This window comes from Paenibacillus sp. sg306046, assembly GCF_059821225.1.
Genome location: NZ_JCAMRT010000003.1, coordinates 189,970 through 212,144, shown reverse-complemented (window position 1 = coordinate 212,144; position 22,175 = coordinate 189,970). Strand labels below are relative to the sequence as shown.

General features: G+C 59.8%; 11 protein-coding genes. All 11 read left to right on the top strand.

Going from position 1 to position 22,175, the window contains the following annotated elements; all coding sequences use genetic code 11:
• The first annotated feature begins 18 nt into the window (after window positions 1–18).
• Complete coding sequence (locus tag AC6ROY_RS04405; protein WP_500098806.1) at window positions 19–2,376, top strand: glycoside hydrolase family 95 protein; 2,358 nt, start codon at window positions 19–21, stop codon at window positions 2,374–2,376.
• Window positions 2,377–2,709: 333 nt separating this feature from the next.
• Window positions 2,710–3,804 carry a Gfo/Idh/MocA family protein gene (locus AC6ROY_RS04400; protein ID WP_500098805.1) on the top strand — a complete coding sequence of 365 codons (1,095 nt, stop codon included), beginning with the start codon at window positions 2,710–2,712 and terminating at the stop codon, window positions 3,802–3,804.
• The gene (locus AC6ROY_RS04395; RefSeq protein WP_500098804.1) at window positions 3,801–4,706 is read left to right on the top strand and encodes a sugar phosphate isomerase/epimerase family protein; all 906 of its coding nucleotides are present in this window, start codon (window positions 3,801–3,803) and stop codon (window positions 4,704–4,706) included. The genes AC6ROY_RS04400 and AC6ROY_RS04395 overlap by 4 nt, the downstream gene beginning before the upstream one ends.
• Complete coding sequence (locus tag AC6ROY_RS04390) at window positions 4,696–6,384, top strand: hypothetical protein (protein ID WP_500098803.1); 1,689 nt, start codon at window positions 4,696–4,698, stop codon at window positions 6,382–6,384. Before AC6ROY_RS04395 ends, AC6ROY_RS04390 begins: the two co-directional genes overlap by 11 nt.
• A 19-nt stretch (window positions 6,385–6,403) precedes the next feature.
• Window positions 6,404–9,508 (top strand): glycoside hydrolase family 2 protein, encoded by a 3,105-nt coding sequence (locus AC6ROY_RS04385; RefSeq protein WP_500098802.1) that lies wholly within the window; start codon window positions 6,404–6,406, stop codon window positions 9,506–9,508.
• Window positions 9,457–11,628 (top strand): hypothetical protein, encoded by a 2,172-nt coding sequence (locus tag AC6ROY_RS04380; protein ID WP_500098801.1) that lies wholly within the window; start codon window positions 9,457–9,459, stop codon window positions 11,626–11,628. The genes AC6ROY_RS04385 and AC6ROY_RS04380 overlap by 52 nt, the downstream gene beginning before the upstream one ends.
• Window positions 11,625–13,697 carry a beta-galactosidase gene (locus AC6ROY_RS04375; protein WP_500098800.1) on the top strand — a complete coding sequence of 691 codons (2,073 nt, stop codon included), beginning with the start codon at window positions 11,625–11,627 and terminating at the stop codon, window positions 13,695–13,697. The genes AC6ROY_RS04380 and AC6ROY_RS04375 overlap by 4 nt, the downstream gene beginning before the upstream one ends.
• On the top strand, window positions 13,694–16,813 hold the full coding sequence (locus tag AC6ROY_RS04370) for a glycosyl hydrolase (protein WP_500098799.1): 3,120 nt from the start codon (window positions 13,694–13,696) through the stop codon (window positions 16,811–16,813). Before AC6ROY_RS04375 ends, AC6ROY_RS04370 begins: the two co-directional genes overlap by 4 nt.
• A 101-nt stretch (window positions 16,814–16,914) precedes the next feature.
• On the top strand, window positions 16,915–19,041 hold the full coding sequence (locus tag AC6ROY_RS04365) for a YIP1 family protein (protein ID WP_500098798.1): 2,127 nt from the start codon (window positions 16,915–16,917) through the stop codon (window positions 19,039–19,041).
• Window positions 19,038–21,311: a DUF5696 domain-containing protein gene (locus tag AC6ROY_RS04360; RefSeq protein WP_500098797.1), complete on the top strand. Its 2,274-nt coding sequence runs from the start codon at window positions 19,038–19,040 to the stop codon at window positions 21,309–21,311. Before AC6ROY_RS04365 ends, AC6ROY_RS04360 begins: the two co-directional genes overlap by 4 nt.
• Window positions 21,308–22,174: a carbohydrate ABC transporter permease gene (locus AC6ROY_RS04355; protein ID WP_500098796.1), complete on the top strand. Its 867-nt coding sequence runs from the start codon at window positions 21,308–21,310 to the stop codon at window positions 22,172–22,174. The genes AC6ROY_RS04360 and AC6ROY_RS04355 overlap by 4 nt, the downstream gene beginning before the upstream one ends.
• The last annotated feature ends 1 nt before the right edge of the window (window position 22,175 follow it).

The following is a 22,175-nucleotide window of genomic DNA, read 5'->3' as shown; positions in this document are numbered from 1 at the left end:
GAAAAGAGGAGGAATTATATGCAAAAACTTCGTCAGTCCACCCATGCCAAACTATGGTACGAGAAACCGGCCCGCGCCTGGACGGAAGCGCTTCCGATCGGAAACGGACGGCTGGGCGCGATGATTTTCGGGAAGGTGAACCAGGAGCGCCTGCAGCTTAACGAGGATTCGGTCTGGTATGGCGGTCCGTTGAACGGTGACAATCCGGAAGGACGCCGCTATTTCCCCGAGGTGCGGCGTTTGCTGATGAAGGGCAAGCAGCTGGAGGCGGAGGAAACCGCGCAGATGGGCATGATGTCGATTCCAAAGTCGATGCGTCCGTATCAGCCCCTCGGTGATTTGCAAATTTACCATGACGGCGAGAAAAAGATGATTTCGGGGTATTATCGTGATCTGGATATCGAGGAAGGCATCGCCCATGTGAGCTATTGCCTGAATGACGTGCAGCATGTGCGCGAAATGTTCAGCAGCGCGGTTGATCAGGTGCTGGTCATCCGGATCGAATGTGATCGTCCGGCCAAGCTGAATTTGCGGATGAACGTGAGCCGACGGCCATTTGACGAAGGGACGCAGCAGGTTGCGCATGATATCATTGCGATGCAGGGAGAGAGCGGCAAGGGCGGCGTCTCCTACTGCCTCGCGGTCAAGGCTGTAGCCGAAGGCGGCTGGGTGAACGCGCTCGGCGACTTCCTGACGGTTCGCGATGCGGACGCGGTGACGATCTATGTGGCGGGCGGCACGACTTTCCGCTACGCCGATCCGCTCGCGGAATGCGTCCGCCAGCTGGAGAAAGCGGAAAGCAAGGGCTATAAGCGGGTCAAGCAGGACCATCTCGCCGATCATCTGGGCTTGATCGGGCGGGTTGCGCTGGAGCTCACGACGCCGGAGCAGCGCCGTGCGGCGGATACGGTGCCGACGGACGCGCGGCTGCAGCGGTTCCGGGAAGGTGCAGAGGATCATAGCCTGTACGAGCTGTATTTCCAATTCGGCCGTTATCTGATGATGGCAAGCTCGCGTCCCGGCTCCAACCCGTCGAACCTGCAGGGCATCTGGAATGAGAGCTTCACCCCGCCTTGGGAGTCGAAATATACCATTAATATCAATACGGAAATGAACTATTGGCCGGCGGAAAGCTGCAACCTCGCCGAATGCCATGAGCCGTTGTTTGACCTGATCGACCGGATGCGGCCGCATGGCCGGAAAACGGCGGAGCAGCTGTACGGCTGCAAAGGGTTCGTCGCGCATCATAATACCGATATGTGGGGCTCGACGCAGGTTGAGGGCAACTATATGCCAGGCTCCATCTGGCCGATGGGGGCTGCCTGGCTGTCGCTGCATTTGTGGGAGCATTACAAATACGGGCTGGATGAGCGCTTCCTGCGCGAGCGGGCGTATCCGGTATTGAAGGAAGCGGCCGAGTTTTTCCTTGATTATATGTTCGAGGACAGCAAGGGGCGGCTTGTCACCGGTCCGTCCACCTCGCCGGAAAATAAATTTATCGGCCACGACGGCAGCGTAGGCACATTGACGATCGGACCGTCCATGGATATCCAGATCGTGTACACGCTGTTCCGGGCATGCGTCGATGCCTCCCGTGTGCTGGATGCCGATGCTTCGCTGCGCGAGCAGTGGGAGCAGTCATTGCGCAAAATGCCGCAGCCGCAAATCGGCAAGCACGGCCAATTGCAGGAATGGACGGAGGACTGGGACGAGGTGCATCCGGGTCACCGCCATATTTCTCATCTGTTCGCCCTGCATCCGGGGGAAATCATTCATGTCCGCCATACGCCGGAATGGGCGCAGGCGGCCAAGAAAACACTGGAGCGCCGATTGGAAAACGGAGGCGGCCATACGGGCTGGAGCCGGGCCTGGATTATCAATTTTTATGCCCGGCTGGAGGAAAGCGAGCAGACCTACGAGCATTTGCGCGCGCTGCTGTCGCTGTCCACGCTGCCGAATTTGTTCGATAACCATCCGCCGTTCCAAATTGACGGCAATTTCGGCGGCATCGCCGGCATCGCCGAGATGCTGGTGCAGTCGCATCGCGGGGAAATCGCGCTGCTGCCTGCGCTGCCTGCCGTTTGGAAGCAGGGCAAGGTGTCCGGGCTGCGCGCCAGAGGCGGGTTCCAGCTTGACCTGGAGTGGGAAGAGGGCGAGCTGAGGCATTGTGTCATTCGTGCGGATCGCGATGGGCTTTGCACCGTTTCATGCCGTCGTCCCGTAGCTCCGCTGTTGGTCGAAGCAAACGGCGCGGCCGTATTGACCGAGCAGGACGGCGAGCTGTTCCGCTTCCAGGCCGTTGCCGGGCAAACCTATGTGCTGCGCGCCGGGAAGCAGTCGTCTGTCGGCGATGCGACGGTGGCCCGCACGAGCTAGCTAGTTCCGCGTTGCGAGGCGTAATTCGGCCACCTGTGCCCTTTAGCTCGGCATGAGCGCACGACCCCGCCGAGAGGAGCAGGGAAGCCCGGAAAGCGAGGTCCTTTAAGGGAAGCCTGAAAAGCGAGGTCCTTATTCGGGTCGCGAGAAACGCAAGCTTTTACATGGGACTTTTTCATGTCGTACACACCAAGCCGCAAAGCGAGCATCCGCCGCTTTGCGGCTTTTTGGAGTAAACGGATTCTTATGCTTGAATCGTCCCCAAAAAGAGCAGAAACCCCCTATAACCGTTATTCGGGTTCGGTGTATTGTAAGAATCAGAGAGGTGAGCTTATGGAATTTATCAGACCTGAACATTATTCGCCCGGCAAGCTGAGAGCAGCAGATGGGAAATCATATGGAATTGGCATCATAGGCTGCGGCAGCATCGCAAATACGGCGCATTTGCCCGCGTATCGCAAGCACGGCCTGCCGATCGCAGCGTGCTGCGATGTGAGCGAGGAAGCGGCCCGCACGACCGCAGAAAAATTCGGCATTCCGTTCTGGACCACGGATGTTCGCGAGCTGCTGGCGCAGGACAGCGTTGGCGTCATAGACCTGGCGATTCACCCGGAGCCCCGGTTGAAGGTGCTCGGCATGATCGCCGAGGCTCCGCGTCCGGTGCTGTGCCAGAAGCCGCTGGCGCTTGATCTGGCGCATGCCCGCAAGCTGGCTGACGAGGCCGAGCGGCTCGGCATCGTGCTGGGCGTCAACCAGCAAGCGCGCTGGGCGCCTGCGCACAAGGCGCTCAAGGTGGTGCTGGAGCAGGATTTGATCGGCCACGTGTACAGCATTCATCATCAGCTGCGTTCATTCCAGGATCAGAAGGGCTGGTGGTGGACGACGATGAAAAACTTCAACATCGTCGACCACGGCGTCCACTACGTCGATTTATGCCGCCACTTCAATCCATCCGGGGAAGAATGGTCGCGGGTTCACTGCACAACGGCGCAGCTGCCGGGTCAAAATGCGGTCGATCCGCTCATCTATTCGGCGAACGTGGAGTTCGGCCCGATCGGCGGCCGCAGCTCGCTGATGGCTTCGCTGCACTTCAACAATATCGTCAAGGCAAGCCGCTCGCATAGCCACACCTGGTGGGTGGACGGCAGCGAGGGCAGTGTCTGGTGCACGCAGGATACGCTGTATATGGCTTTAAACAAGCATAAAAACGTTATTCATGAGATCAAGCTGAAGGGCTCCTGGTTTCCGGATGCGTTCGCCGGCTCCATGATTGCGTTTATCAATGCGGTGGCCGAAGGCGAGAATCCGCCGGTTACGGCGCATGATAATTTGCAGACGATCGCGCTGACGACGGCGATGGTGCAATCAAGCGAGCAGGGACGTGTGGTGGAGCGGTCGGAAGTGCTGGAAGGGAGTGTCCGCGTATGAACCGGCTTGGGTTCATGAGTTACGTCTACATGGGGCTGTCGGCGGAGGAAATGGCCGCTCAGGCGAAGCAGCAGGGCTTCGATGTTATCCAGCTTGACCCGCGGCAAAAGCTGCAATTCATGGATGATGAGCTGCTGTCCCCGGTACGGGCCGAGAAGCTGTGCGACTTGTTCAACAGCCAAGGCTTGGAACTGGCGGGGTTGTCCGGCTACACAAATCTGATGAATCCGGATCTGGCGAAGCGCGAGCAGAAGCTGCTGCAGCTGGAGAAGATGATCGACCTATGTTCGGCCTACGGCACCCGGTATATATTGACGGAAACGGGCAGTCTGCATCCGACCAACTCCTGGCGCGACTGGCCGGGTAACCGGACGCAGGAGGCATGGGACCAGTTGGTCGGCATCATTGACCGGCTGCGGAGCCGGGCGGTTAAGCAAGGAGCTGTTCTGATGCTCGAAGGATTTGTCAGCAATGTGCTCGGTACGTCGGAGCAAGCGGTCCGGGTGCTGGAGCAGCTCGGCACAGAAGGCTTGGCGTTTGTCATGGACCCATTTAACTATATGACGCCGGAGGATTTAACGGCGCAGGAAACGTCGGTCAGCCGCCTGTTTGATACGATTGGCCCGCATTGTCCGCTTGCGCATGCCAAGGATGCGTTGTATGACCACGAAGGCGTATTTACGACGCCGCGGGTAGGCACAGGCCAATCCGACTGGGTGGTCTATGCCAAGCTGCTGAAGGAACGGATGCCGGATGTGCCGCTTATTCTGGAGCATTCGAAGCCGGAGGAAGTGAGCGAATGCTTGACGCTGATCCGGCAGGCGTTCCGTCAGGCGGATGAGCTGAGCGGCAGCGGGCAGGCAGCCGCCGGACTGGAAGGAGAAGGCTCTTATGGCGCATAATCCGGGAGCAGCCGACAGGTTGGGCGCGTTTCGACCGAAGCTCGGTATCCAGGGTCCGGTCATCGCCTGGCAGGACCCCTGGGCAGGCGAAGCGTCTGACCGGGTCATGCGGACCGGCACCGGCATGCTTTGTCCGTCGCAGGACCCGAAGCCGGAGCCGGGGCCGTTTCTGCAGGCATTAAGCGAGCTGCAGGCTGACTTTTATGTCCACCATGTCATTCCCGGTCAGGACGCAGCAACGGATGCCCGGCTGCTGGCCGATGTGCGCGAGGCGGGTCTGGAGCTGTGTCTCGGCAATGAATACGGCAACATCAACGGTCCGTGGGTGGAAGGCACCAACCGGTACGACGTCCCGGACGAAACGGTTCGCCAGGCGGCCGCCGCCGGCGGCTGTATCGGGCTGCTGTACGATGAGCCGGAGCATCTGCAGATCAACGCTGGCCAATACCGCAAGGACGGCTGGTTTCCGCACTGGGGAGCGACCGACGGACTTTCGCTGAAGGCGGCCCGTGAACGGGTCGAGCAGGCGGTCCGCACGCGGGATCGGCAGGTCCGCCGTTTGCTGGAGCAGGCCGGCCAAGCGGAGACGTCCATGCCGCTGATTGCCGAGCATGTATTTCCGACCATGTTCCATACGTTTGCGCGAGCCGGGATGGATGTATGCCCGAAGGTGATGAAGGAGTCGTTCCAGTCGCTGCAGCTGGGGGCGGCGCTGGGGGCAGCCAGCCAATACGGCCGGTCGCTCTGGATTTGTGCGGATTTGTGGGGGCCGGATGCAGGGGAATGGTTTACACGGATGTCGGGCTTTCCCGGTCACTCGCCGGAAGAGTTTGAATCGGCGCTGAAGCTGGCTTATTTCATGGGTCCGACCCACCTGTTCGTGGAAAATATAGATGTGCTGCTCAGACATACGCCGAGCGGCTTCCGTCAGACGGAATTCGGCGATGTGTGGGAGCGCTTCGTTCGGTCGTTCATTCCCGCGCATCCGCTTACATGGAGTCACCGACAGGCGGAAGCGGATATTGCGGTCATCCATACGGATGATTCGAATTACGGGCAAAACGAGCGGCTGTTCGGCAATCGTCAGCCGGTCGAGACCGAGGCGGCAGACGCCGGACAAAGCTTATTCCAAATCTGGCACCTGATTAGCCGGGGGACGATTCCCGCACATGGGAGCTGCATGCATATTCCGGGCTTCGAGTTTCCGCGGCATGAGCTGAAGGCCAGTGTGCCGCTGAGCGAATTCCCGCTGGAGCTTGGCCGGGCGGCTGTCAAGCCGCCGATGCACCCGCTGTGGTACCCGGCGCGGAATGTGCTCGTGTTTGACCATCAGGTGAGCGCGGAGCGGCTCGGAAAGCCGCAGCTGACACTGGTCGGCGGCGGGCGGCTCTCGGACCAGACGTTCCGGGCGGCCGTTGCCCGCGCGGAAGCGGGTGGAACCGTTATCATTGCAAAGCGGGCGCTGCCGACGGACTGTCCGGCCGCCCTGCAGCGCAGCGGAAAGCAAGGTCAGGGCCAGTGGCTGGTCACAGACCAGTTCCTGGACGAACGAGTGCGGGAGGCCGCCGAGCCGATGCTTGGCACAGGCTGGACCCAGCGGTTCGGACAGACGGAAGTACGAATGGCCGCGAAGGACGCAGGCGGCTTCACGCTTGACTTTGAAATTGCGGCCCTATGACGTGGGATGAAGGTGGAGGATGAAGGTGGAACCGACGAAACATCAGGACCCGTTCGCGGAGATAGCGTTTCGCGAGCATCCGGGCAACCGGGATGGGAGGAGGGAAGTAGCTCCTGTCATCTATGAGAAGCAATATTTTGCTCCGGGTACGGAACAGGCGCCTGATGGTGCGGAGTTGCCCTATGAGACAAGGCTCGCTGGCTTCCATGAGGAGCTGAAGGCGCTGCGGGAGGTGTATCTCCCTTATATGGAGGACAGGACGGCTGCTTCGGCCGTGCGCCGCAGCCGTCAGCCGTTCGAGCAGTTCCAGTTCCGCTACCAGACGCCGGAGGATGCCGAGTTTACCCGGGTGCTGGAAGGAGCAGGCGAGTGGGAGGAGGTCACGATTCCCGACTTTCGCGGGCCGACGGGCGAGCAAGGGCGGTGGACCGGATTTTACCGCTGCGAGTTCGACTATCATCCCGTTGCGGCAGGCAAGCGCATCTATCTGGTGTTTAAGGGTGTTGACTATAAAGCTACCGTGTATGTGAATCACAAATGCATCGGCAGTCACGAAGGGTTTTTCTCTCCGTTCGAATTCGATGTGACCGATTACCTGCAGGCGCATAACACGCTGGTCGTCGAGGTGCATAACGATTATCCGATGATGGGCGTAGGCGGCAGCCGGCTGGATGGAGATAAGCTGTACGCGGCAACCGGTCCCGGCTGGGACGATCCGTACAGCGGCTGGAATCACTGCCCGCCGGGCGCAGGCATTTACAATGCCGTTTATGTGGAGGAACGCGCTCCGCTGTTCGTGCAGGATGTGTTTATTCGCCCGAATATTGACGAGCGTTATGTCGAGGTCTGGGTGGACGTCTTCCAGACGGCGGGCGAGCTGAAGGAAAATTTCGAGCTGCAGCTGGAAATTTTGCCGAAAAACTTTGAAGGCGCGTCGCTTGGGCCGCTTGTATTCCCGGTCGCTTACGCCGGTCCCGGCTTGAACTACTACCGCTACAAGGTCGAATTTCCGGACTTTCGTCTCTGGGAGCCGGACCGTCCGTTTCTGTACGTCGCCCGCGTCAATCTGCGGGATGACAGCGGGATGCCTGATGCGGTAGACCGCACGTTTGGGATGCGCAAGTTTCATATGGATGAGGAAGCGCCGCTCAAAGGCTCCTTGTACTTGAACAACCGGCCCATTATTTTGCGGGGCGCAAATGAAATGGGCCATCTGCAGCAATGTGTCATGCGCAAGGATTACGGCCAGCTTATCGACGATATTTTGATCGCCAAGCTGGCGAATATGAACTTTTACCGGATTACCCAGCGGCCGGTTCAGGAAGAAATTTACGATTACTTCGACATGCTCGGCATGATGCATCAATGCGATTTGCCGACCTTCGGCTTTATCCGGCGCAGCCAGTTTATCGAAGGCGTCCGGCAGGCCGGTGAAATGGAACGATTGATCCGCAGCCATCCGTCTTCGATCATGGTATCGCTGATTAACGAGCCGTCGCGGACGGAGAAACGGCGCAAGGGCCACCGCCATTTGCACCGCAACGAGCTGGAGGCGTTTTTCGTCGCTTCGCGGCAGGCGATTTATATGGAAAACCCGGATCGCGTCGTGAAAAACGCCGATGGCGACTACAACCCGCCGACCAACGAAGGGCTGCCCGACTTCCACTGCTACAACCTTTGGTATACAAACAACGTCATCACGCTTGGCAGCATGTACAAGGGAGCGCTCCCTTGCGTTCGCGAGGGCTGGAAGGCAGGCTGCGGCGAGTATGGCACCGAAGGGCTGGACAACTATGAGCTGATGCTGGAGCGTTATCCGGCGGAGTGGCTGCCTGCGAGCGTTGACGAGAGCTGGCTGCCGAACCGGATTCACGGCGCGCAGACGTACGGGCTGCACGGGGACTGGTACCCGGAGCAAACGACGGTCCGCGAATGGATTGCGGCGAGTCAGCGTCACCAGGCCTTGGCAACGAAGCTGATGACGGACGCCTGGCGCAGGCGGGCGGATATGATCGTTTCAACGGCGGTTCATCTGCTGATCGACGCTTGGCCGTCAGGCTGGATGAAAGCGCTTGTCGGCGTCGACCGGATTCCGAAGCCCGCTTACTTTACGTATAAAGACAGCCTGACTCCCCGGCGCGTCAGCTTGCGCTGCGACCGCTGGAAGGCGTATGAGGGCGAGACGCTGGAGATCGAAACGTGGCTGCTCAATGACACGCCGGAGGAGCTGAGCAGCTGCCGAATCATCGCGACATTGCGCGACGATCACCGGGAGTATGGCCATTACGAGCTGAACAGCTCGCTGCCTGCCTCCCAGGCGAGCTATGCTGGAACGATCCGGCTGACGGTGCCGCAGGTGGCAGACCGTCAGCAGCTGTATGTGGACGCTTGCCTGATCGACGAGCAGGGCGCGCAGCTGCAGGTCGAACGCTTCGCGTTTGAAGCGTTCGCGCGGACAGCGCCAGGCCAGGAGCGGCCGGTCAAGGCGGCTTATGCAGACCCCGGCGCACGGATGCTGTGCTCGCTGCTCGGCATCCCGGTCGAGCCTTACGAGAGCAAGACGGCTTCGCCGGAGCTGCCGGTTGTTATCACCTCCAGTGAGGAGTTTGCCCGGCAGCGGGCTTCACTGCTGGACTCCGTTCTTCAAGGGGCCACGGTGCTGTGCGTGCTGCGCGGACTGGACGCCGGCGTGTGGGAAGCAGGCGATACGTCGGTCAAAACGGCAAAGCTGCGCGAGGTGTATACGCTGGCGAGCAGCGCAGCCGCCGATGAGCAGCGGCTTGGCTGGATGCAGCCGGGTGACTTCAGTTACTTCTACAATCTGACCAGCGACCGGATCGACGGCATCGCAGGCTGCTGGCTGGAAGGGGAAGGGGTGGAGCCGATTGTGTTCAGCTACCGGACGCAAGGGGAGACGGACGGCAAGCAGAAGCTGCCGGTAGTCGGACTGAAGCGGCACGGCAGCGGCAAATTTGTGTTTGTTTCCCTGCCGCTGACCGGGCGGATCGGCTACAACCCGACGCTGGACCGGCTGCTTATCTCGCTGCTCGGAACGGAAGGAGGACACGCATCATGCACCCCGAGGCCATCGTTAGCCGAGATCAGCGAAAAGCAGCCGAATTAGCGGTTGATGCGTATGGCGTCAAGCTCAGTCTGCGCGAGCAGGCTGAGGCGGCACCGCACTTCTCCGGTTATGTTCATGAGCTGCTGAGTTGGTCAACCGGAAAGCCATGGGCGGTCCGCCCGGTGCAGCTGGCGAACATTCGGGTAAGCGCGGACGGGGCTGACGGCATGCGGCTGGAGGCGGCGGTCGCAGGAGGGCCGAAGGTAGAGCTGCGGCTTGCCTTCGACGGCAACGGTTTGCTGCGGTTGGAGCTGATCTGGACGAATGAGTCGCAGGAGCGGATCAGCGAGGCAGCGGCCGGACTGCTGTTCCGGCTGCCCAAGCTGGGCAGCGATATCGTGACGATTCCTCATATGATCTATAACAATAACCCGTCCTCTGATCCGCAGCGGATCGTGCCGAGACTCGGCGTCGGTCCCCAGCGCGGGACGATCGTCGAGGAGCATCGGCTGCCGATCCCTTGCGTGAATATGGAGTGGCGGCATCGGCCTGAGCGGGCGGAAAAGGAAGCGACGGCTGAAAGCTTTGAAAGCGCTGAATATGGCGGCGCTGCTGACTGCGATCAGGTTGTGACGCGCTACTTCTCGTTGTATTCGCTTCCATCGTACACGGAGTCGCCTGATGGCGTCGTCCATTACGGCTCGCTCGGCGCGATCGACGAACCGGCAGCTACGCTGGCGGCCGCTTTCAGCGGGGTCGTGATGCTGAACGGCGAGCCGGACAGCATTTGTGTCGCCAAAAACAGCGCTGCTCCGTACGAGGCCGGATACGTCGACCTTCCGCCCGGCGGTGCGCTGCGCAAGCGCTATGCGCTTGATTTCGGGCAGGCGGAAGGCTCGGGGCGGGCATATCGCGAGATCTTCCGTCAAGGACTGGCTTTATACGAGCCGGCCGGCGCCAGGCCGCTGAGCCTGGAGGACATGATCCGGCTGAAAACAAACGCGCTGGATGACCGGTGGAGAACGGGAGCGAACGGCGCAGCCGGGTATGTGAAGTTTTCCGACTCCAACGCGTTCGGGAATGTGTCGAAGCACCCGCTTCACTTTATGTATGGCTGGACCGGTCAATGCTTGAAGCTCGCCTGGTGTGATGCCCGGATCGGTTTTCGCGAAGGCGATGCAAGCCGGATAGGTCGCTGCACTCAGGCCGTTGAGTTTTACTTGCAGGCAAGCGGCAGCGATGTGCCGGGCATGCGGCATGGCGTGTACGTACTGGAAAGCGGGCAATGGCAGAACTTTCGGCTAAACAGGCAGCAAGTATTCGCCAGCCGGGCGCTTGGCGAAACGCTTGCGGACTGGGCGGACATCGTGCTGCTGTACCGCGAGCACGGACAGGAGGCTCCGGCAAGCTGGAGCTCGGCGCTGGAGGAAGCGGCGGCATTTCTGGCCGGAGCGCTGCTGCCGTCCGGTATTTATCCGGCGGCCTGGCAGCCGGCCGGCCAGCCGGCCGATGATATGATCACGGCGGCCGGACTGCCTTGCGTGATCGCGCTGGCCAAGATCGGGCGGGTGACTGGCGAGGCGCGCTGGCTGGCCGTTGCCGAGCAGGCGATGCAGCGCTACTACGAGCTGCATGCCCGGACGTTCGAGCGGCCGTTCGCGCGTTCGACGCTGGATGCGCGGTGCGAGGATAAGGAAGCCGGCATGTATTTTTTTCTCGCCGCCTTCGAGCTGTATGAATCGACGGAGCGGGCTGAATACCGGAGCTGGGCGGAGCTGGCGGCGGATTGGCTGCTGACGTATGTATACATGTGGAACCCGGCGTATGACCGGGATTCGGCGTTTCGCCAGGCGGGCTTCCAGGCAGTCGGCTGGCCGGGCGTCAGCGTGCAAAATCATCATCTGGACGTTTTTTTTCCGACACATGCCTTCTGGCGGTTCGGCCGGCTGACGAATCAGCCTGTCTATGAACGGATGGGGCGGATGAGCTTTGACGCGATGGGCCAAGGCATCTGCACGGAGCCGGGCGAATGGGGCTTTACCGTAATTGGCGAGCAGGCCGAGGGCTTGTTCCAAACAAACTGGAACCACAGAGGGCATAGCAACAGGTGGAACCCTTCCTGGGTCATTGCTCTGGTGCTGCAAAATGCGCTGCGGTTCCGCGAGGAGGCGGAAAAATGACGGCAACGCGATTCCCAAAGCTGATGTTTGGCGGCGACTATAACCCGGAGCAGTTTCCGCGGGACGTTTGGGATGAAGATATGCGCCTGTTCCAGCTGGCCGGAATCGACATTGCGACCGTGAATGTGTTTTCGTGGGCCCTCAATCAGCCGGACGAAGACACCTACCGGTTGGAATGGCTGGACGAAGCGGTTGAGCTGCTGCATGCAAACGGCGTGCAGGTATGCATGGGAACCGGCACGGCTGCGCATCCGGCCTGGATGGCCCGCAAATACCCCGATGTGCTGACCGTGACGTATGACGGTAAGCAGCGCAAGTTCGGGCGGCGGCATAATTCATGTCCGAACAGTCCGAGCTTCCGGCGGTTTGCCGAGCGGATGGTGCTGGAGCTGGCTGGCCGCTACCGGAGCCATCCGGCGGTGAGGCTGTGGCATGTGAACAATGAAATCGGCATCCGCTGCTATTGCGAGCGCTGTGAGGCGGCGTTCCGCGTTTGGCTGCAGCAGCGATACGAAACTGTGGAAGCGGTTAACCGGGCCTGGTACACCCGCTTCTGGGGTCATACGTACTACGACTGGGAAGATATCGTGCTGCCAAGCGGACTGAGCGAGGGGATGCAGGGCGGCAATTCAGATGTTACCGCGTTCCAGGGGATGACGCTGGATTTTTACCGGTTTAACTCGGACAGCTGGCTCGATTGCTACCGGCTGGAGGCGGAGGCGATCCGCTCCGTCATTCCGGATGCGGTCATCACGACGAATTTTCACAGCAACGGCATGTATAAGCCGCTTGATTATTTCAAATGGGCGCCGCATCTGGATGTGATCTCGGTCGATATGTACCCGGAAAATACGACGCCGCCAAGCGTGCTGGCGCTGCGCTACGATCTGATGCGCGGCTTGAAAAACGGCGCTCCGTTTCTGCTGATGGAATCGACGCCGGGCATTCTGAACTGGAAGCCGGTCAACCCGACCAAGCGGCCGGGCGATATGCGGCTGCGCAGCTACCAGGCGCTTGCGCGCGGGGCGGAATCGGTCATGTTTTTCCAGCTGCGCCGTTCGCTGGGCGCTTATGAAATGTTCCACGGCGCAGTCATCGACCATTGCGGACATGAGCATACGCGAATTTTCCGCGAATGTACCCAGCTCGGTCAGGAGCTGCAGCGGCTTGGCGATCGGCTGCTGGATGCTGAAACGGACAGCCGGGTCGCGATTCTGTTCGACTGGGATAACTGGTGGGCGGTGGAGATGGGCGGCGGTCCGTCCGCTTCGATGAAATACGCCGACCGGGTGCAGCATCTGTACGATGCCTTGTTTGACAGCGGCATCCCGGTCGATCTCGTTTCCCCAGACGCCGACCTCAGCGGGTATGAGCTGGTGCTTGGGCCCATGCTGTATATGGTTAAGCCGGAGCTGGCCGCGCGATTGGAGCGGTTTGTGGAGGCTGGCGGCACGTTTGTGACCACCTTTTTCAGCGGTATCGTCGATGAGTGCGACCGGGTTGTACCCGGCGGCTATCCCGGCAAGCTGCGGCCGCTGCTCGGCGTCTGGGTGGAAGAAATCGACGCGATGTTCCCCGGACAGACGAACCGGATCACGCTCCGGCAGGAGCTTGGTTCGCTGCAGGAGCAGGATACAACTAGCTGCGCGGTCGCTTGCGAGGTCGTTCATCTGGAAGGCGCAGAAGCGGTCGCCGTGTTCGAAGAGGATTACTACAGGGGCTTCCCGGCGCTGACCCGGCATCGTTTCGGGCAAGGCGAGGCGTGGTATGCCGCAACCGAGCCGGATGGCGCGTTTACGCGCAAGTGGCTGCAGGCGTTATGCGAAGCGAAGGGCATCCGGCCCGTCTGCGAGCCTGCGCCGGATGTGGAGATCACCTGCCGGCGCAAGGGCGCGGACCGTTACCTGTTTGTGCTGAACTACAGCGATGAACCGCGTAGGGTCCGGCTGGGCGGCGAGCCGCTGCACGATCTGCTGACCGGCACAGTATATGCGGGCGAGGGTGAACTGGAGCTTGAACCGAAGGCCGTGCTGATTCTGCAGCGGGCAAAGGAGGAGACAGCAGGATGAGCGCAGCGGACAGCTTGCGGCAATTATTCGATCGGCCGTCTGCCGAGCATCGCTCCGCCCCGTTCTGGGGCTGGAACGACAAGCTGGAGAAGGCGGAGTTAATCCGCCAGGTCGAGGAGATGAAGAAGCAGGGCATGGGCGGCTTCTTCATCCACTCCCGCGACGGGCTGGAGACGGACTATATGGGGTCGGAGTGGATGGAGCTCGTTCGCTCCACCGTGCAAGCCGCCGAAGACAACGGCATGCAGGTGTGGCTGTACGACGAGGACCGGTGGCCGTCCGGATTTGCGGGCGGATTGGTGCAGGCGCGCGGCGGCGATGCGTTTCGGGCGAAGGGCTTGACGCTGGAGGTGCTGTCGGGCCCGGACGGCGCGGCGGAGCGCTTGGCGGACGGCCAAGTCATCGCGTTGTTCAAGGCGGTCATCGACGAACGGCAGCTGCTGCGCTGCAAGCGTCTGCCGCTGGAGGTGCGCTGTCCGCTGCGCGAGGGCGAGGTCTACCTCGTGTTCCGGGTGGAAATTTCCGAACGAAGCGAGTGGTTTAACCACGAGGCTCCGCCGGATAACTTGAACCCGGATACGGTGGCGGCGTTTATCGACATCACTTACGAGGCGTATAAACGCGAGGTCGGCGACCGGTTCGGGACGACGATCCGCGGCGTGTTTACCGACGAGCCGAGCATTCATGACCGGCATTGCCGATTTACGCCCGGACGCGGCTGGATGCCCTGGAGCTGGTCATTCCCCGCTTTTTTCGCCGAACGGCGCGGATATGATGTGCTGGATACGGCCCCTTACCTGTTTTTCGACGGGGAGCTGTCGCGCCAAGCGCGCCATGACTACTGGCAGACCGTGACCGAACGGTTCAGCGAAGCGTATTCCGGCCAGCTCGGCCAGTGGTGCGAGCGTAACCGACTGGCCTTTACCGGCCATTTTCTATGGGAAAACAATATGGGCACGGCGACCCGCGTATGCGGAGCGGTGATGCCGAACTACCGTTACCAGCAGGTGCCCGGTATTGATATGCTCACAGAGCAAACAAACGAAGCGATCACAGTGAAGCAATGCACCAGCGTGGCGAACCAATACGGCCGCAAGCATGTCGTAAGCGAAACGTACGGGTGTACGGGCTGGGGATTTACGTTCGAGGGGCAGCGCTGGATCGGCGATTTCCAGTATGTGCTCGGCGTTAATGTGCGTTCGCAGCATATGGCGCTTTATTCGATCAAGGGCTGCCGGAAACGGGATTACCCGCCGGTGTTTAGCTACAACACAAGCTGGTGGTCGCATAACCGGATCGTCGAGGACTATTTCGCCCGGCTGTCGGCGGTACTGGCCGAAGGCCGGCCGATCCGCGATGTGCTGGTGCTGCATCCGTCCTCAACCGCCTGGAGCCTGGTCGGTACCGGCCCTTATGGCTTCCCGGCGCGGGGCAAGGATCGCGATGTTTCAGCTGTCAATACGCTTGGTCACGCGTTTAACGGCTTCCTTCAGCGGCTGCTGGCGGCGCATTATGACTTCGATCTCGGGGATGAGACGATCATGGCCGAGGCCGGCGCTGTGCGGGAGGACCGGCTTGCGGTACAGCTGGCCGAATACCGGCTGGTCGTGCTGCCGCCGAACCTGCAGACGATGCTGTCCAGCACGTACCGGCTGCTGCAGCAGTTTCTGGACGCAGGCGGTCGCGCGATTGCAGTCGGACCGCCGCCGCTGCTGCTGGACGGCCGTCCCTCGGAGAAGCCGGGCGAGCTGTACGGGCATCCGCAGATGACGTCGGCGGGGACGACAGAGGAGGCGATTGCCGCGCTGGAAGCGCAGCTGCCGCGCCGGGTGAGCCTGCTGGACGATCAGGGAGCCGAGGCGCCCAGGCTGCTGTATATGCTGCGGGAGGTCGGCGATTGCCGGGTATTGTTTGTCGTCAATAACGATCGGGAACACGGGAAGCAGGTGACGGTGTCGATGGAAGGACACGGCCTCCTGGAAGAATGGAAGGCGCTTACAGGCGATGTGAGCGAGGTCCGCGTACAATCCGGCAGCCTGGCCGGGTATGTTCAGTTTCAGGTAGAGCTTGGCCCGGCCGATTCCAAGCTGTATGTGCTTCACGACAGCGCCTTGCTTCACTCGGCTCATCCGACGAGCCCGCCGCTGCCGGTTCTGCCGGTTCGCGAAATGACGCTCGATCCGGTGTGCGGCTTTACCCGCACAGCGCCAAACGTGCTGACGCTGGACCGCTGCGCATACCGGATCAAGGAGGACGACTGGTCAGCTGAAATGGGCATCTGGCAAGCGCAGCGGGCGATCCGGGCAGCGCTCGGCATGCGGCAGATCGTAGAAAACGGGCTGGAGCAGCGCTACAAATGGGTGTTTGCGCCGCATCCGGCTAACGGTACGCCGGTCCAGTTCCGGTTAACCTTTGAAGTCAGGCATGTGCCGGCGACACCGACGTTTCTCGTCATTGAATCGGCGGAGTTTTACGAGCTTTCGCTGAACGGCCAGCGTGTCGAGGCCGGAGCGGACGGCTGGTTTCTCGACCGCTCGTTCGATAAGGTGGCGCTGCCGCCGCTTCGCGAAGGTGAAAATGAGCTGGTGCTGACGTGCAGGTACGAGCAGCGGATGGAGGTCGAGGATGTGTACCTGATCGGCGACTTTGGCGTCGATCCGGATCGGGCGATTGCCGCCGAGCCTGCGGTATTAGCTTATGGCGACTGGTGCGGGCAAGGCTATATGCACTACGCGGGCAGCCTCATTTACCGCCATAAGCTGACGCTGGCGTCATGGACCGGAGGCCCGGCTGTGCTGGAGCTGGGCGGCTATAGCGCCATCACCTTGACGGTGCGCATCAACGGGCAGCTCGCCGGGCATGTGCCGTGGCGGTCGGAAAACCGGCTGGCAATCGGGCACTGTCTGGTCGCAGGCGACAACGCGATCGAGATCGAGGTGGTCGGCAGCCCGCGCAATATGCTCGGTCCGTTTCATCATCTGTCGGGTGAACCGTCCACAACAAGCTGGAGCTCCTTCCGCAGAGAAGGTCCTGACGAGCAGTTGGCTTACCGGGTGCTGCCTTACGGCTTGTTCGGGCAAGTGAAGGTAACCATCGGCTCGCCTCAGTCGAGCTAAGCGGCCAGCCCCAGGCGAACTAAGTTGAACAAAAGCAAGGCAAGCGAGCAGCAAGCGGAAGCTCCTTTCACACGAAGCAGAAGCGGAAATGGAGGTATGGCATGACCCAGGGAGGCAAGCGGTGGAAGCTTATTTTGGCGTTGATCATCTTGATTGCGGCATTGCTGCCCGTGCAGGCGCAGGCTGCAGTCAAATATTCCACCTATACGAAGGATAGCTATAACAATCTGATCTGGCTGCAGCCCGCTTATTACCCGATCGGGGTGCTGGGCGAAGACTTGTTTGTAACCGATCCGAAAGATCCGAACGTGAAAACGAAGTCGGCGCTGCGCAATCCGAAAGATATTTTCGTGGATGCGAAAAATGAAATTTACATCGCCGACACCGGCAACAACCGGATCGTTCATATGAAGGAGCAAGGGGAGCTTGTCCGGTACATTACGCTGCCGGAAAGCCCGCTGTCCAAGCCGGAAGGCGTATTTGTAACGAAGGAGGGCGACATTTACGTTGCAGATACCGGCAACAAGCGGGTCATCCGGCTTGCGCCGGACGGCAAGCTGCTGCAGGAGTTCAAGCGGCCGGATTCACGGTACATCGCGGACTCGTTCAGCTACGATCCCGGCAAGGTCATGGTTGACGAACGCGGCTTCCTGTATATTGCGGTCCACGGCGGGTATGAAGGACTGGTCGTGCTCGACCCGCGCGGAACGTTCCAGGGCTTTTTCGGAGCGAACCAGACGGCGCTGTCGCCGCTGGACGCACTCAAACGGATGTTGTATACGAAGCAGATGTATGCCAACGAGGTTGCCAAAAAGCCGGAGACGATCAACAGTGTGACGACGGATAAAAACGGCTACATTTATACGGTCACCGGCGGCACCGCCCAGACGAATCAGCTCAAGAAGCTGAATACGAAGGGAGCGAACCTGCTGCGCAGCTCGCGCAACACGTTCGGGGAATACCGTCCGGGCGAAGCGGCGCCAACGGCGGCGCTGACGCCGCAAACCCCGCAGCTGATTGATGTCGCCGTCGATGAAAGCGGCAATATGATCGTGGTGGACCAGCAATTCAAGTACATCAGCCATTACGATTTCTCCGGCAACCTGCTTTACTTCTGGGGCGGGCCGTCGGCAGTCGGGTCCTCGCAGGTCGGCCTGCTGAAAAGTCCGGTGGCGCTGGATGTCAACTCACGCAACGAGCTGTACGTGCTGGATGATCAGGAAAATATCGTGCAGGTGTTCCGGCTGTCTGAATTCGGGCAAAAGGTTGACGAGGCCAACCAGTTCACACTGGCAGGTCACTACGACGCAAGCGTCAAGCCGTGGCAGGATGTGCTGCGGATGAACGCCCAGTTTTCACCGGCGATTCTAGGTCTCGCAAAAGCTGCCTTGCATAAAGAAAACTACAGCGAAGCGCAGGCGTTGTTTAAGGAAGCGGGCGACCGCGAAGGCTACTCCGAGTCGTTCTGGCAAATTCGGATGCTCTGGTTTCAGACCAACTTCTCGTGGATTGCGACGGCGGTGGTCATTCTCATTGTGCTGCTGTTTGTGGCAGGACGCATTCTGGACAAAACCGGGCTGCGCGCCCGCTGGCAAAATCGGCCGCGGCTCCGGCATCCGCTGGCGCTGCATTTGAAGCATGCGTTTTATGTGCTCCGGCATCCGGTGGACGGCTTCGCGGCGATCCGGTATGAGGGCAAGGGGAGCTTTGGAGCGGCCTTTATTTTGCTGATCGGCGTTTACCTGGCTATGGTGCTCAAGGATTCAGCGACCGGCTTCTCCTTTAACACCGTTGTGAATGTCGATGTGTATACGCTGTTTTTGCAGCTGCTCATTTTATGGATCGCGTGGGTTTTGTGCAACTACTTGGTCAGCTCGATTTATCGGGGTGAAGGGCGGCTGCGGGATATTATGATCGGGAGCGCCTACGTGCTCGTGCCGCTGCTTGTTGTCGGCATCCCGCTGACGCTGCTGTCCAACGGCCTGACCTTGTCCGAGGCGTCGATGTACGGCCTGATGCTGAACGGCATGGCGATCTGGGTCGGGCTGCTGCTGTTCTGGAAAGTACAGTTCATTCATAATTACAGCGTCGGCGAAACGGCGATCAATATTTTCCTGACGTTTTGTACGATGATCGTGATCGGGGTGCTGCTGTTTGTCACCGGCGGCTTGACGAGCGATTTGCTGTCCCTAGTGCGAGAAATGTTCCAGGAGGTGGTCTTGAGATGAGCTGGTACGCCAAGCTGAATAAAAAAGTGATCCTTGTTACCGTCCTGCTCCTGGCTGCCGTTCTGTTCATCTTCTTGCGCATGCCGGTGGAGTTCAAGGCTCCCGAGGGCGCCCGCAGCGCGGCGGCGGCGCAGGCGAGCGCGGCGGCGGCTCCGCCCGGCGGAGCCAAGGCGGCGCTGCCTGATGAAGCAGGTTTTCGAACGGTGGCCGATACGCCGACGCTGCGCCTGCAGCTCGACGACAAAACCGGCCACTTCAAGGTCGAGGATAAGCGCAACGGACAGCTGTACCGTTCGTATCCGGAGCCGAAGTTTTGGGCGCAGGAAACGATATCCGAGAACTGGAAAAAGCATCTTGCTTCGCCGCTGATGGTTCAGTATGTGGATTTCTCCAAAAGTATTTTGCAGGCGAAGGAGACGAATCTCGGCGCGGAAAACGGGCAGGTCAAGGATGTGCGTCTTATCCCTGGCGGGTTCGCCCTGACCTATGTGCTGCCCGCGACCGGCTTCACGATTCCGGTCGAGGTGACGATCGAAGAGGATTACATTCAGACGAAGATTGTACGTGAAGGGATTCAGGAAGGGAATATGGGACTTACCTGGGTCCGCCTGTTCCCGTTTTTCGGAGCGGAGCACTCGGCCGGACAGGACGGCTACCTGTTTATTCCCGACGGCGCGGGCGCTTTGATCCGGTACAAGGATAATCAGCTGAATGTCAACAAAGTGTACGATGAGAGTGTTTACGGACAGGATCTGACGTTCACGGGATTAAGCAATAATCGCAACCGCATCATCATGCCGGTGTTCGGGATGAAAACCGGGGACAAAGGCTTTGTGGCCGTTCTGCATGACGGCGAGGAATATGCGAATATCGTCGCTTCCCCGTCGGGCGTGCTGAGCAGCTACAACTGGGTGACGGCGCAAATGAATTTCCGGGCCAGCTTCCTGCAGTTTACAAGCCGCAACTCGCCGGATGAGTGGGGGTATGTGGACTATAACCGCAACGAGCTGTTCGGCAGCGACCGGATCGTCCGCTATTACATCCTGGACAGCAAGCAAGCGAACTACACGGGCATGGCGCAGGCGTACCGCAGCTATTTGATCAAGGACAAGGGCGTCAAGCCGCTGCAGGATGCGGATAAAAACTTGCCGCTGCACGTCGATGTGATCGGCGGCGACCGGGAGAAGGGCGTGCTCAGCGACCGCTACGTGAAGCTGACCGATACGTCGGATGCGGCGCGGATGATGGATACGCTGAGGGAGAAGGGCATTCCGCGAATGGAGATGACCTTCATGGGCTGGCAGAAGGGCGGCTACAGCTCCTTCGGACAGTCGCTGCCGGCCGAGTCGAAGCTTGGCGGCGACGCGGGGCTGAAATCGCTGGTCGATAAGGCGCGCCAGTACAGCTATCCGTTTTATCTGGATACGGAGTACGGCGTCAACAATACCGGCGCAGGCGGCTACGAGGACAAATTCCACGCGATGGTCAATATGGCCGGACGCAAGCTGTCGATGGGGCTGCTGTACAATGCGGGGCCGGTGCCCGTTGTCAGCGACAAGTTCGCTGCGAAAAGTCTGGCCGCCAGCTTGTCTGATTACCAAAAAATGGGGGTCAGCGGTCTGACGATGAACCGGATCTCGTCGCGCCTGTACAGCGACTACAATACGAGCTTCGGCGCAACCCGCGACGAGGCGCGCGATGTGCAGGAGGACATGCTGAAGCAGGTGAAGGAAACGCTGGGCGGCGTGCGGGGCGTGAAGTCGAACTTCTATGCGCTGCCGTATATCAATCACATCCAGAACATGGTGTACGATCATTCCTACGACTTGTTCTCGGATGAGGCGGTTCCGTTTGCGCAGATCGCGGCTCACGGCCTGGTTTCCTACTCCTCGGAGTATGTCAACAACCGGCAGGAGGAAGTGAATGATTTCCTGCGCGATATTGAGTATGGCGCAGTGCCGTCCTTTATTTTCACCCAGGCGCCAACGAAGGCGTTTGTCAATGTGTACGGCTTGCGTTACTACAACACGCATTTTCCGGAATGGGAAAGCTACACGGTTGAGCAATACAAGCGATATAACGAAGCGCTTGGCGATGTGCAAAATCAGTTTATTACGAATCACCGGACGCTTGCTCCGAATGTGAAGGAGACGACTTATGCCAGCGGCAAGCGGATAATCGTCAACTACACCCGCGAGCCTTACCGGGCCGGCGATGTTGTCGTTCCGGCGCAGGACTTTAGCGTCATTCGGGGAGGTGCGGGGCAATGAGAAGGAGATGGCGGCTGAATGCCTCCCTGGCGCAGTATGTGGAAGGTTCGATTTTCATCGCCCCTTGGCTGATCGGGTTTCTTATATTTATGGCTTTCCCGATCGGATACTCGCTGTTTATGAGCTTCCAGAACGTGACGATTACGGCGTCGAGCACGACGACGGAATTTATCGGGCTGGCGCATTATCGTCAAATTTTGTTTGAAAACGGAAGCATTTTGTACAATGACCTGCTGCCGTTTTTACGCCAGGCGCTGTTTATGATTCCGATCATTGTCATCTTCGCGCTGCTGATCGCGATTATGCTCAATCAAAACTTTCCTGGGCGCACGCTGTTCCGCGCAATCTTCTTCCTCCCGGTCATTTTGGCGACCGGCGAGGTCGTGAAGGAGTTTCTGATGCAGGGCGAGGGTGATCTCGGGTTTATGGCCAAGTACAACGTAGCTGGTATTATCGGCTCGTATTTGTCCTCCACCTGGTCAACGCCGCTGCTGGCGATTCTGAATTCCTTTGTCTTGGTGCTCTGGTATTCCGGCGTGCAGATTTTGATTTTCCTCGGCGGACGTCAGACGATTTCGAACTCCGCTTATGAGGCGGCGCGGATCGACGGTGCAGGCCCGTGGGAGACGTTCTGGAAAATTACATTGCCCGCGATGACGCCGTTTATTTTCCTGAACATGATCTACACGGTCGTTGATTTGTTCACCTTCCCGACGAACCCGATTTTACAGCGGGTGCGGGAAAGCGAATACGGGCAGTATAGCGCACTGATCTGGATTTACTTCCTGATCATCAGCTTCTTTCTGGCGATTATTTTCTTCATATTCCACCAGGCGACCAAGTCGCAACGGGACACAACGTAAA

Bases quoted from the DNA above. Each gene is read 5' to 3' on its own strand.
- AC6ROY_RS04405 (WP_500098806.1), top strand. From the start codon at position 19: ATGCAAAAACTTCGTCAGTCCACCCATGCCAAACTATGGTACGAGAAA.
- AC6ROY_RS04400 (WP_500098805.1), top strand. From the start codon at position 2,710: ATGGAATTTATCAGACCTGAACATTATTCGCCCGGCAAGCTGAGAGCA.
- AC6ROY_RS04395 (WP_500098804.1), top strand. From the start codon at position 3,801: ATGAACCGGCTTGGGTTCATGAGTTACGTCTACATGGGGCTGTCGGCG.
- AC6ROY_RS04390 (WP_500098803.1), top strand. From the start codon at position 4,696: ATGGCGCATAATCCGGGAGCAGCCGACAGGTTGGGCGCGTTTCGACCG.
- AC6ROY_RS04385 (WP_500098802.1), top strand. From the start codon at position 6,404: ATGAAGGTGGAACCGACGAAACATCAGGACCCGTTCGCGGAGATAGCG.
- AC6ROY_RS04380 (WP_500098801.1), top strand. From the start codon at position 9,457: ATGCACCCCGAGGCCATCGTTAGCCGAGATCAGCGAAAAGCAGCCGAA.
- AC6ROY_RS04375 (WP_500098800.1), top strand. From the start codon at position 11,625: ATGACGGCAACGCGATTCCCAAAGCTGATGTTTGGCGGCGACTATAAC.
- AC6ROY_RS04370 (WP_500098799.1), top strand. From the start codon at position 13,694: ATGAGCGCAGCGGACAGCTTGCGGCAATTATTCGATCGGCCGTCTGCC.
- AC6ROY_RS04365 (WP_500098798.1), top strand. From the start codon at position 16,915: ATGACCCAGGGAGGCAAGCGGTGGAAGCTTATTTTGGCGTTGATCATC.
- AC6ROY_RS04360 (WP_500098797.1), top strand. From the start codon at position 19,038: ATGAGCTGGTACGCCAAGCTGAATAAAAAAGTGATCCTTGTTACCGTC.
- AC6ROY_RS04355 (WP_500098796.1), top strand. From the start codon at position 21,308: ATGAGAAGGAGATGGCGGCTGAATGCCTCCCTGGCGCAGTATGTGGAA.